The following is a 12,919-nucleotide window of genomic DNA, read 5'->3' on the forward strand; positions in this document are numbered from 1 at the left end:
TTTCCTACCTTCCAGTATGGATTATGAAGAAAATCTCATTTCAGCGCATAAAGCTCCAGCGAAAATAAAGTGACCTGCTCTTCCGATGGGAATATTTCAAGCCCCTTAGCTTCTGCGTCAGGAAATATTAAATCGGTAATGGCTACCTGTCCGCGATCGAAAAACACTTCAATAGACGAGCGATCCACATAGAGGCGGATGTCCATTCGATCTGGTAAGATTCCTAGTGAGGTCCCATGTCTGACTGCAAAGTCTTCATGAAAATCCGAACAGCCTGACCGTGTCCGGTCGACGTATACTTCCTGCGTGGCGGAAGTATAACCGACGAGTGTCTCTTGTTCATCCGATACCCGCACCTTAAAGCCAAAGTCTCCGGTAGTTGCAAATTCAGCCACAAGTTCGTAGCAATCCAGTTGCAAAGCAGACAATGCGTTCCGCACTTCCTCCCAAGATGGCTCTGTGAGTGACAGGACAGGAGTTCTTAATCCCTCCAGTTCCCGAACAGGGCGCTGAATAAGTGCCACTGTGCCCTTTCTCGTTTCCAGTGCGAGTTCACGCGGAATGGACATGGCACCTCTCCAGCGTTCCGTCGGGGTCTGATTAGCATATCTCCAGTTGCTCATCCAGCCCATAAACAGGCGTCGTCCGTCCTCTGCCGGGATATCCGACCAGCACACACCTGCGTAGTTATCTCTGCCATAATCAAGCCAGCGGACTCCTTCACTTTCCACATCCGCCACAAATGTCGTCCCATCAAATTCACCCGTAAAATACTGTGTTCTCGACCCTTCCCGAATCTCCGGATGATCACCGATACTTACGAGCATAACCCACTTTACCTGTGACCTCTCCCCATCAACCCATAACGGAAATAAATCCGGACATTCCCACACCCCGTCATGGCTACCTATGCCGTGTCCAAATTCACTGGCAAACACCCATTCCTTCAGATTCGGAGAATGATAGATTCGAACCGTCTGACCACAGGCCAGCACCATCACCCACTGCCCTGTAGGCTCATGCCAGAACACTTTGGGGTCACGAAAATCAACGCAATGCTCATCTTCCAGCACAGGGTTGCCCGCATATTTAATCCAGCTTTCACCTGAATCTGTACTATAGGCGAGGCTCTGGTATTGGCGTATCTGATCCGTGTTTGGAAGCGAATAATGATGAGTGTAAATAGCTACCAAACCCGGCTTGCCTTCAAAAAAACCGGACGTATCCTGCTCATCCACCACGGCGCTCCCGGAAAAAATCGTTCCTAGCCCATCCGGCTCCAAAGCAATCGGCCGCTCCTCCCAGTTCACCAAATCAGTACTGACCGCATGCCCCCAATGCATAGGACCCCACGTTGTGCCGAATGGATGATGCTGATAAAACAAATGATAACGTCCTTCAAAATAAACCATTCCGTTCGGATCATTCATCCATCCGTTTTTCGGTGAAAAGTGATAGGATGGGCGGTATTTCTCTTGCCTAACAACGTTCATATATTCCATCTCCCTCGAAAAAAGAATCATTTACTTGCGTTTCTGTCATAGCCCGCCTGTTTGATTTGCAACCATTCCTGTAATCCCAGACTGTTCAGTTCCTGCAAATATTCCGGCCACTCCTCTTCGACCTTGCCATTCTGGTACCATTCCGTACGTTTGCGGAGAACGTAGGCGAATAGATCGGTTTCAATGGTCGATAAGCGGTCCAGCTCATCTATAGAGAAAAACACCTTAGGGTAATTATGATCTGCTTGCATATGGGGAACCATCACCTTTTTGAGCAAACCCAATCGCCATGTGGCATCTTCTGGCTGGGTTGTGTATTTTCCGTAGTATTCATCCAATACAGCTAACGGTCCGCCAATGTTCGTCTTTTGTCTGATTTCCACCGGAGCCGAGCCTTCCAGCGGCAGATGCTTCAACATTCCCTTTGCCTCATCATACTCAAAGATATTTTTCTGCTTCGTATCCCCATAAGTTCCCCAGTTGTTCTGTATGGACTGGATCGGATCATACAGCTGGTCAATCCACTTGGCGGTCGCTTCCAGCTTCTTATTAGCACTGGTGATCACCATGCGCCCGCGATCGAAGCCGATGCCATTCGTCCGTGTAACATTCACACGTCCATCCGGTCCAGCCAGCGGCGGCATGAGATCGTATTTTTTATTCGGGCCTGTAATATTAGCCTTATCCCATGTAAAGTACAGACCATAGCGGTGATCCTTCCCTTTGGCCAGATAAGTGTTCCAATCCTGCTGGGAAGACTCTATGTCCACCAGCCCTTCCTTGTATAAATCATGAATATATTTGATGGCTTCCTTATATCCGTTATCCGCTGCCGTAAAAACGACTTTCCCATCGTTCGTCACTACTGTATGATCCCAGTTCTCTCCAAGCCCAAACGCCCCGTATAAAAAGGCCAAATCCTCGCCGCCGGGTTTATCTATAAACGATAACGGAATCTCGTCCGCCTGCCCGTTGCCGTTGGGGTCCTTTGTTTTAAAGGCAATCAAGACTTGCTTCAGCTCTTCGGTTGTTGTCGGCATGGACAAGCCCAGCTTGTTCAGCCACTCTACATTAATCCACGGCAAATCATCTACGGACTGGATCGCTTCTTTTCCTGTTCCCAATTCTTCAATCCACGGAAAGGAATAAATATGTCCATCCGGCGCAGTCAACATCGCTTTATATTCCGGGGATTGCTCCAATACCTTTTTAAAATTCGGCATATGTTGTTCAATCAAATCCTCCACCGGAATAATGACACCGTCTTTGGCCAGCTTGAGTAAGTCGTAATCCGAGTAGCCCGCATCGAACACTGCATCTGGCAAATCACCGCTGGCAATAGCCAGATTTCTCTTTTCCACAAACTGGTCACTGGTAAAATTTTTCCAACGGATATGAATGCTTGTTTTTTCTTCCAGCCGTTTGTTGATCAGCTTGTCGTTCGGGTCTGCCGGAGCGAGTGGAGAGCTTTGGGTTAAAAAGTTGAGCGTCACTTTTCCATTCACATCTGTTGCATCGCTCTCATTAGAGGAATTGCTGCTGCCGCAGCCGGAAAGAACTAAGATCGCCGCCAGTGCGGCAAATGAGGCAGTTTTGACTATTTTCATCTGGATGACCTCCATCGGATAAAGGTAAAATGCACGTGTAGCAAATGAAGTTCGCGGCATCTTTTATTTTAAGGAGCCGACCATAACGCCCTTTTCAAAATACTTTTGGAAAAAGGGATACATCACAAGTAGCGGAAGACTGGAGATGACAATTGATGAATATTTGATCATTTCCGAAAGACGTTTCAGTTCTGCCATTGCTAATTGATCACTAATCATGCCAGGCATCGTCTGATTTTGGATCAGGATCGATCTCAACACCAATTGAAGTGGATGCAGCTGTGCATTATCCAGATAAATCATGGCATCAAAATAAGAATTCCACTGACCGACAAAGGCATATAGCGCAATGACAAAAATAATGGGTTTGGACAGCGGGAGCACGATTCTGAAAAATATTGTCCAGTCCGAGGCTCCGTCCACGTTGGCAGCTTCTTTTAATTCATTGGGTACACCTTTAAAGAACGTTCGTGCCAAAATCAGATCCCACACATTGATTGCACCGGGAAGAAGAATGGCCCATACGGTATCCAGCATCCCTAAATTTTTGACCAGCAGGTAAGTTGGAATCAGCCCTCCACTGAAAAACATGGTGATGATAAACAATGTCATAAAGAAATTCCGCCCTACCAAGCTGTTCACCGATAAGGCATAGCCAGCACAAATCGAAACCGTCACAGAGATCAAGGCAAAGCATGAAGAATAGAACACCGAATTGGCAAATCCACGGAGCATCGCCGGGTTGGACAAAATTTTCCGATATCCCTCCACACTCCAATCCGAAATACGGAAGGATAGCCCTTTGCTTAACAAAACGGTCGGGTCCATAAACGATGCTATGACGATATAACCTAAGGGAACTACGATAATCAATACAGCCAGAGTGAGTACAATATAATTCACACCTAGGATGAAGCGGTCCAGATTGGAATGTTTGACATGCATAAAGAGGCTCCTTTCCTAATAAAGCCCTTCTCCCTCATTGAGCTTCTTGACGATAAAGTTAACGGTCAGCAGCAAAACCACATTAATCACCGAATTGAACAGCCCGACCGCTGCAGAATAGGCGTAATTACCGGATTGCAAGCCGACTTTATACACATAGGTAGGAATGATTTCAGAAGTAGGCAAGTTCATGGATGTCTGCATGAGATACGCCTTCTCAAACCCGATCGACATGATTCCTCCTGCTGCCAAGATAAAAACAATCGCCATAATGGGTTTAATCGTCGGCAAATCAATATGCCATATGCGCTGAAGCAGGTTGGCTCCGTCCAGACTTGCTGCATTATGCAGCTCGGGATCAACATTAGCTAGCGCAGCTACATAAATGATTGAAGACCACCCCGCCCCCTGCCAAATTCCAGACAGGATATAAATCCAGCGAAAATATTCAGGCTCTGTCATAAAGATCACACGGTTGCCGGTCACCGACGCAATGATTTGATTCAGGGGCCCTGTCGGGGACAAGAAAATAAACAGCATACCCACGATGACAACGACCGAAATAAAATTAGGGGCGTACAAAACAAGCTGGATATTCTTTTTCAATCCCGCCTTGCGGATTTGATTCAGCATGACCGCCAACAGGATCGGTACAGGAAATCCGAGTACAAGTCCATAGAAGCTCAGTTTCAGCGTATTGAGGAAAATATCCGTAAAATTGGGCGAGTCTAAAAATTTAGTGAAGTATTTTAGTCCAACCCAGTCACTTCCCCATATCCCTTTAAGCGGGCTAAAATCCTTGAATGCAATAATGGCCCCATACATCGGAACATACTTGAAAAGAATCGTAAGAATCAGTGCAGGCGCCAGCAGTACGTAAAGAAAATAGTTTTTGCGAATATAGTCTAACTTGCTGCGAATGGACTTTTGCTCCCCCAGTGCGGCATTCCTCTGAGCTGCCTTAGCCAAGTTTGCCATTTGCATTCCCCCCATCTGTAATAGCCGTCTGTACAACATATTTGAAAAGGCTTACAATTTTCATCTTCAATTTACCAAATTGATTTATCATTCGTCAACAACTTTTGTAAAATAATTTATTTACATTTGACCAAAATAATATTGTCAATTTGAACCTTTGTAACAAAAAACAAAATAATCACACCCTATAATCCAAATATGAAATTTCCTTATTCACAATGACCACTTCACTTATACGGCACTAATCTTCCCTCTCTGTTTTAATGAGCATTTTTTTATCCAGTTTATATAAATTTGAATTTCAGTTCATTTTTTGATCCGATGAAGATAAATATAGGCTATTAAGCAAACTTCACAAATGTAAAAATGATTTAGTCATTCGTAATGTTAACATTGCTATTTTATGCGAACTATTATACATTTAGGATACATTTTAGGTCTGAACGGGGAGCTGGCAGAGGCAACTGTACCTCTCAGGCAATCCATTTATTAAGTGAAGGTGGAACCTGTCTATGAAGAAAGAAAAAGTCACCATTCAAGACATTGCTGACGCTTTGGGAATCTCCCGAAATACCGCCTCCAAAGCGATTAACGGTAGTGACAGCATCCCGGTTGATACTCGGAACAAGGTCATTAAAAAAGCGATCGAGCTCAAATATAAGCAATTTGCCTATGTGGAAACAGACAGCATCATCCCTAAGAACCAAGGTAACATTGCCCTGTTTACATGCAATCTGCCGAACAGCTCGCATTTTGGCTCCTTTCTGATCAGTGGGCTGGAAAAAAGAATAAGTGCAGAAGGGTATAATTTGTCGATTCATATTGTGCGGGAAAACGAAATCCAAGCGAGAACACTTCCTAATAATTTTGAAGCCTCCAAGGTTGACGGAATCATTTGCATTGAAATGTTCGATCCACAGTATAGTGAGCTCGTTACGAGTTTGGGACTACCCACAATCTTTATTGATTGCTCGGTGGACATTTTTTGTCTTGATTTGAAAGCGGATTTATTGTTGATGGAAAATGAACATAGCGTTTATTCTGTTACCAAAAGCCTGATTGATCGTGGATTTGCGCGGATTGGTTTTGCTGGGGATTATAAACATTGCAAAAGCTTCAACGAGCGGTGGGTTGGATATAACCGTGCTTTAATCGAAGCAGGCCTAAGTGTGGATTTATCTTGCTGCATCGTTGATCAGGACCGAAATTTTTTCTCTGAATCAGATTGGATGGATAAACAATTGGAAGGTATGAGCGCGCTTCCGTCCGCGTTCGTATGCGCCAATGATTTTATCGCCGTCAGTGTCATGAAAGCGCTCAAAAATAAAAACTTAAAAATCCCTGAAGATATTGCTGTGTTTGGGTTTGATAACGCTCCTGAATCCCGGATTGTGGAGCCTCATTTATCCACCGTGCATATCTACAACAACGAAATGGGGATTACGGCGGCTGAGATGCTATTAGCACGGGTCAAAGATCCTTCCAGACCTTATCAGATTACGCATATCAGAACAGAGCCGATATTTAGAGAATCGACTCCGACATTGCAGTAGATGGTGAGTGTAAAAGAGGTATTCTTGCGAGGCTCCGCGAACGGAACGTTGCTTCAATCGCCGTTGTATCTGGATTTTATTGAATAGCTTAGTGGTAAAAATCTGGATACAAAGGAGACCCTGACGCTTTTTCGCAATCGTTCCGTCCTCTCCGTTGCTTTCAGCAGATTGCTATTTTTGAAGATGTTCTAAAAACCATCCATACAGACCTTAGATAAACCGTCTATACTCTTCAACTTTAATAATACAAAATGGCAAGCCTCTAAATCATCAGAGACTTGCCATTTTTCTAAGTCTATTAAACTGATAGATGCGGAGATAGAGTCTTAGTCTTCAGCTAGTCGTTTATAGACCCTCTGCTGGAACTACAGGAACTACTGGAGTTGCTGACTCTCCCTCTATTTCCTTCGCTCCTATTTCCGTTTCATCAACTTTCGTTTCATCGATGCTCGTTTCTTCAACTTTCATTTCATCGACTTCTTTTTCATCTACCTCCGTTGCCTCTACCCCATCCACTTCGTCACTGCTCTCTTCATTCATCAAGGCTCTTGGTGTGTAGAGCTTGGGAATGGGCACGTTCGCCCAATCCATATCGGATGCAAAGTAAAAGCTTGTGTAGGACGGCTGGTTATAGCCGGTATTTTGACGCGCCACATCCGCACGATACTGCGGGTCATGCATCAACGTGTACAATTTATGCGTTGTGGGCTCGGTGCTCAAATAGATACGAATCGCCGAGCTATCCGCTGTACGGACAAGCATTTCCTCACGCCAATCTCCGAAAATGTCAGCGACCAACGATGGCGTTCCTTTGGTATAATTGTTCGTTTTGGTGCCTGATGCGGTTAGTAATGTGCCTCGTTTCCAATCTTCAATGGTTGGGGTTACGTCGATCGCCCCGTTCACGATTTGTGTGGTCATATCAGCCGCCCATTTGATACTCATATTGGTACCCGGCATCTTCGTATCCAATTGTTTGCCCGCAGCGGTCCACAAGCCTATGGCCCAAGTCTCCAGTCCTCGCTGTTCAGGGTCTACGTCCCCAACCATCCCCCGGCCTGTATCCTTGCCGGAATATCCACCGTAGATGACTTTGCCCGTTTTGGCATCCCGCAGCGAATAACCATACGGGGCATAGGTGCCGCCTTCATGCACCATAAAGATTTCTTTTCCTGGCCGATCAGGGTCAATATCGGTCACATGCAGTGCGTCGCCGTGTCCCAATCTGGCGGTTTGGCCCGGAATTGCGCTTTCAGGAGGCATAACATCAAATGAGCTGTACAGTAGGCTACCATCATGGTCAATCGTGGCGGAGCCATATACAATTTCGTCTTTGCCATCTCCATCCACGTCTGCGACACTCAGCGAATGTGCTCCTTGTGTAGTCAAAGTGCCGAATTTCGGGTCCGTTCCATCCCGTCCGTGTGGGCTATCATTAAACGGATTGGTCATTGGCGCCCAACCACTGTCCACCATCCAATGTTTTTGGAGATGACGACCATCCCACGTGTAAGTGACCAAGGTGGAACGCGTATAATAGCCACGTGCAAATACGGCATATGGTTTACGTCCGTCCAGATATGCTACCCCTGCCAGAAAACGATCCACGCGGTTAGCAGGTTCAATCCGGGCCATAGCATAGTCTCCCCACATAAGACCGTCGTCATGGCGCTCTGGCTCATAGCGAATCGTCTCCAGCTCAGTCCCCGTTTTTCCTTTGAAAATGGTCAAATACTCCGGCCCATCCACAATGAAGCCTTCAAATTCTCTCAGCTTGTTTTTGTCGCTCCGCGCAGGAGCATACACATCCATAAAGTAATCCGTCAGGCTTTCCGCATCCTTTCGGGATAACGGGTAGCTGTACTTTGGAGAAATACCAAAGCACTCCTCCAGCGTAGCAGGCCACTGCCCCTTGACCACTTCTTCATGCTTCGTCCAATTCATAAACATGTTCACCACATGCTCATAATAATCCGTGCGGCTCAAACGATAATCATCCTTATGTGTAATTCCAGCTTTGCGATCCTCACGGGGCAGGGTAATATATTTTTCTTTCTTGGGTTTGCCCTTTTTATCAAAAGTAATCGTTTTGGTCCCTGGAGCCGTCTTGAACATCAGCTCGGCTTTACCATCGCCGTCAAAATCATACACCATCATCTGTGTATAGTGCGCACCTGAGCGAATATTCACACCGAGGTCAATTCGATAGAGCAGCTTGCCCTCGAACGTATACGCATCGACATACGTATTTCCGGTATACCCCTTCTGAGATACATCTTTGGAGTTGGATGGGTCCCATTTTACAAAAAACTCATATTGTCCGTCTCCGTCCACATCCCCCACACTCATATCGTTGGCCGAATACGTATAGGACTCACCTGCGGGTGTTACGCCATCGGCAGGCTTTTGCAGAGGAAGCTCATAATAACCTTGCTGCCATGGCTTCACTTTGGCACTGCGATCCTTCTCTTTCCCTTTAACGACTGAAGCGACCCTGTACACCGCATTTCCGGTTCCTTCCTTATCCAGATAATTGGTGCTGTCCGTCACCGTTGCGATTTTCTTGCCATCACGGTATACGTTAAAGTCCGCTCCTGTCAGCCCTGTTGAACCGTAGCCGTTCACTTCTTGGGCCAATAACCGCCAGCTTAAAAATACACCCTCTTGCGTCGCCGCAGCCACCATTCCGCGATCCAGCTTTTCCAACTGAATGCTGCCGCTACGATTCTGTTCTACTGCGATTGATGATTCTGCCTGCAGCGTGGGTTCGGACAAGTCTTCCGCAGCCACTCCCCCAGTCGTACCCGTCATCGCCAGCATTGCTGCCAACGCGGCGGTCAAGGTTCCCTTTCGCCATGCGCCTTTCCTTTGAGCCATCCAATTCGTCCTCCTCAATTGTATTGTGATGACAAGCAAATACAGAAAATGATTGCGCTTACATAATTTAAATTCCTTATTATTATAGTTTTGCTGTTCCTCCAAACGCGTTTAAATATCCGTGCATTTCTCTACACAAATCCGTGTTATTGTTCGTTTCCATTGAAATGTCCCCATTAGCCCCCGTACTAACGGTTCATTTCGTGAAACGACCATGTTAGTTGAAGTGGGCATATCCGAATATCATAAGATGATAAAATGGACGAGCTGTGATCAAAACATACATACCTATCAAGGTTTCACAAAAATGATGTCACAAAACGCCCCGTTGCGATTGTTATATAGACATAAATACAAGGAGGTGAGCTCTTGCAGGCAACCATCCCCGGGGATCAACAGGATAAACACAGCCAGATTGAGCTGGCCGTAGAGCGCGTCAAGGCTGGTGAACAGCAGGCTTACGAAATCATTATTCGACAATTCGAGCGGCAGATGTACACCTACTGCTTCTATATTTTGAAGAATCATGAAGCAACAGAGGACGCTGTTCAGGACATTTTCATCAGAGCCTATGAGAATCTTCATCAATACAGCAGACAAACCAGCTTCTCGGCATGGCTATACAAAATGGCCTACCATCACTTAATGAACATCAAAAAGAAGCACAGCCGCTGGCTCAGACTGGTTCAACAAGTCAAGGAACAAAATCCAATCGTCCAAGCATCACCTTATAAAAGCGTAATTGAAGAACTCCTGACTTATCTTACACCGGAAGAGCGTCATATTCTGCTACTGAAGGCTGTTGAGCAATACAGCTTTGAGGAGATTAGCAACATCATGGGTTTGAAGTCGGCAACCATCCGCAAAAAATATGAGCGGCTTCGGCGCAAGCTGCTGGACCACAGAAGCAAAGGAGGACTTGTTAATGGACAAACGCCCAACACCACCTTATGAACGCGAAATGGACCAGTTGGAGGATTGGATCAATGAATCAGTCATGCCCAGAGGCAGTATGAGTGATCAAATTATGAAGCAGATTGAAAAAAGAGCCATGCAAAGAAAGACGACGAAATCGAAATTTGCAAAACGGGCTGTTCTGGCGGCATCCGTAGTTGGCATATTAGGGGCAGGAGTGGTAGGCGCCGGGTTTGTATCACCCACAATGGCGGCCACACTCAAGCAAATTCCCGGAATCGGCAGTATTTTTTATGGATTGAGCTCGGATGAAATTCAGACTGCTGTAGATAAGGGCATTCTCAGTCATCCTAATGAAAGTGTGACGCATGACGGAATTACGCTGACATTAAGCGATGTTTTGTATGACGGTACACGCCTGTCCTTCTCCATTGAGCGTCAAGGCGAGAATATGCCGGAAGGCTCTGTGAGTCCCTATCTGCCTACAGATGTCAAAACTGAAAGTAACGATAAGGAATGGTTAAAGAAGCATAAAGTGCCTGAGAAGGATCAGCTTAAGGGGTACTTTAAATACTTCCCCGAAGTCTTGATTAATGGAAAAAAAATAGACTCTCACCTAAACTCGTATGGTGATGATCCAGAAAAAAAGAATTCAGTCGTAGGGGAGTTCATGAAGTTGGACTCCCTGCCGGACGAGTTTGAGTTGACGATCAGAACTTCGATGACGGGTGTTGACGAGCCCTATGAATTCAAGGTTCCGGTGAAAATAGACAACACCATGATTACTGTCCAGCCGAATGAGACAAAAACCAGTGGCAGCTTCAGCTATACCGTGAAGGAGCTGAAATCCACCTCAACTACGACTCGTCTGGTGCTGGACAGTAAAGGTGAAGTGCCTGCTTCTCCGGAGCAAACGGGAGAGTATGCGCCAACAATGATGTATTACGACATTGTAGATGATCAGGGCAACATGCTTAAGCAGCGCCAATTCGGTTATTTCCACAGCAAGCCTAGGACAGAATACCATGTGGATGAGCTGTATGATGCTCTTAAGCCGGGTACGAAATACGTGACGATTAAGCCATTCACCTTGACCGTCAAGCCGGCTGATTGGAGCATTGTTGGTGAAGGCAAGGGAGCTGATGGAAAGCTTAAAAGAGGAGATAAAACGTACATCAAGGAACTCGAAATGAAGATTCCTCTGAATAACTAATCGCCAATTTTTTCAATACATGAATTTCATTTCATGAGAGGAGAACATATCTAATGAAACAAACAAACTTAAAATTAACATTCCTAAAACGGGTATTACTTACAACTTCGGCTTTCGCGATAATAGGAACAGGAGCAGCCATACCAAAAAACATATCCCCCATTGCAGCAGCCACTAGTGACGCGAAATCTGCGCAAGCCGCTTCTTCCGATCTGAGCCTAACGCAGGACGGAGTTACACTGAAGCTTGGCGATGTGTTTTATGATGGCACACGCTTGTCCTTCTCCATCGAACGTGAAGGCAAAAATTTACCTGAGGGAGTCATGAGCCTGTACCTCCCAGTAGATGCCAAGGCCAGTAAAAGCCTCAAGAAGTATATGGTTCCTGAGAAAGATCAAAAGAAGGGCTATATCAAGAGGCCTGAAATTCTGATTGATGGGAAGGCATTTAAAGGCTTTGGCTCGTTCGGAGACAAAGTATCTCAAAAGAACACCGTAGAAGCTGAATACAACCAGTTGGGTTCACTCCCAGACGAATTTGAAATGACTATCCAGGTAGGGGTTACCAGAATCAGCAAGCCTTTTGAGTTTAAAGTCCCTGTTAAAAAGGACGGTAATATGGTGAGTATCAAGCCGAATAAAACCCAAAAGAGTGGGGATTTCAGTTATACAGTCAAACAGCTCGATATTACCTCCCATACAACCCGGCTGGTGCTGGATAGCGAAGGTCAAGTGCCTGCATCTTCCAAGCAGACAGGAAAATACGCTCCATCCATGATGTATTATGACATCGTAGATGATCAGGGGAAAACGCTTCAGCAACGGAAAGTCGGCTTTTCAAACAGCAAGCCTAGAACGAAGTACCATATTGATGAACTATACAGTGCTATAGGCAGCAGACCCCAATATGTGACGATCAAGCCATATACATTTACAGTCAATCCCACTAATTGGAGTATTATAGGTCAAGGTAAAGGAGCGGACGGCAAATTTAAAAACGGAGATAAAACATACATCAAAGAACTAGAAATGACCATTCCCGTGCCAGCCCAATAACATCGATGCAAGAAGCGAGCAAGCCTGAAAGAGAATCCAGGCTTGCTCGTTTTGTTTACTTTACGTTAAGCCATTCCTTCCCCTGCTTACTTTACTGGTTCTACTGGTTATACTAGTGCTGAAGTGGCTTCAATTATCCGCTCACATTGCACCTGCACAGTAAGGGAGCATCGGTAAAAAAGCTGGAAAGTGACCGATCGCTCTACACAGGAGCTTGTCAAGCTTGTACAACATCGTCAAGGATAGGTTTAGTTTACCCAATAATTGGTATATC

At 45.6% G+C, this 12,919-nt stretch carries 9 protein-coding genes; 4 read left to right on the forward strand and 5 right to left on the reverse strand.

Annotated elements, in window-relative coordinates; translation table 11 throughout:
• Positions 1-35: 35 nt before the first annotated feature.
• The 4 genes from ACXHJ2_RS18130 to ACXHJ2_RS18145 all read right to left on the reverse strand — a co-directional run bounded on the left by ACXHJ2_RS18130 (position 36) and on the right by ACXHJ2_RS18145 (position 5,032).
• A complete protein-coding gene (locus ACXHJ2_RS18130; RefSeq protein ID WP_165080286.1) occupies positions 36-1,493 on the reverse strand; it encodes a glycoside hydrolase family 32 protein in 1,458 nt (485 codons plus the stop codon).
• 26 nt (positions 1,494-1,519) lie between these two features.
• Positions 1,520-3,109 carry an ABC transporter substrate-binding protein gene (locus ACXHJ2_RS18135; RefSeq protein WP_165080283.1) on the reverse strand — a complete coding sequence of 530 codons (1,590 nt, stop codon included), beginning with the start codon at positions 3,107-3,109 and terminating at the stop codon, positions 1,520-1,522.
• Between the two features lie 63 nt (positions 3,110-3,172).
• Positions 3,173-4,054 carry a carbohydrate ABC transporter permease gene (locus ACXHJ2_RS18140; RefSeq protein ID WP_013369666.1) on the reverse strand — a complete coding sequence of 294 codons (882 nt, stop codon included), beginning with the start codon at positions 4,052-4,054 and terminating at the stop codon, positions 3,173-3,175.
• Between the two features lie 15 nt (positions 4,055-4,069).
• Positions 4,070-5,032, reverse strand: a complete 963-nt coding sequence (locus tag ACXHJ2_RS18145) for an ABC transporter permease (RefSeq protein ID WP_165080280.1) — start codon at positions 5,030-5,032, stop codon at positions 4,070-4,072.
• A gap of 512 nt (positions 5,033-5,544) precedes the next feature.
• On the opposite strand from ACXHJ2_RS18145, the gene ACXHJ2_RS18150 reads away from it, so the two are divergent.
• On the forward strand, positions 5,545-6,585 hold the full coding sequence (locus ACXHJ2_RS18150) for a substrate-binding domain-containing protein (protein ID WP_165080277.1): 1,041 nt from the start codon (positions 5,545-5,547) through the stop codon (positions 6,583-6,585).
• A gap of 345 nt (positions 6,586-6,930) precedes the next feature.
• Here the strand turns inward: ACXHJ2_RS18150 and ACXHJ2_RS18155 are convergent, their stop codons facing one another.
• Entirely contained in the window at positions 6,931-9,462 is a 2,532-nt protein-coding gene (locus tag ACXHJ2_RS18155; protein ID WP_165080274.1) for a rhamnogalacturonan lyase, read from the reverse strand.
• A gap of 369 nt (positions 9,463-9,831) precedes the next feature.
• Between ACXHJ2_RS18155 and ACXHJ2_RS18160 the strand changes: the two genes are divergently transcribed.
• From ACXHJ2_RS18160 to ACXHJ2_RS18170, 3 genes are read left to right on the forward strand one after another with little or no spacing between them, the layout of a single operon-like run.
• Positions 9,832-10,416: an RNA polymerase sigma factor gene (locus ACXHJ2_RS18160; protein ID WP_165080271.1), complete on the forward strand. Its 585-nt coding sequence runs from the start codon at positions 9,832-9,834 to the stop codon at positions 10,414-10,416.
• The gene (locus ACXHJ2_RS18165; protein ID WP_165080268.1) at positions 10,388-11,590 is read left to right on the forward strand and encodes a DUF4179 domain-containing protein; all 1,203 of its coding nucleotides are present in this window, start codon (positions 10,388-10,390) and stop codon (positions 11,588-11,590) included. The genes ACXHJ2_RS18160 and ACXHJ2_RS18165 overlap by 29 nt, the downstream gene beginning before the upstream one ends.
• A 53-nt stretch (positions 11,591-11,643) precedes the next feature.
• On the forward strand, positions 11,644-12,645 hold the full coding sequence (locus ACXHJ2_RS18170) for a DUF5643 domain-containing protein (RefSeq protein ID WP_165080266.1): 1,002 nt from the start codon (positions 11,644-11,646) through the stop codon (positions 12,643-12,645).
• Positions 12,646-12,919 lie beyond the last annotated feature (274 nt).

The organism is Paenibacillus sp. ALE3 (assembly GCF_054113405.1).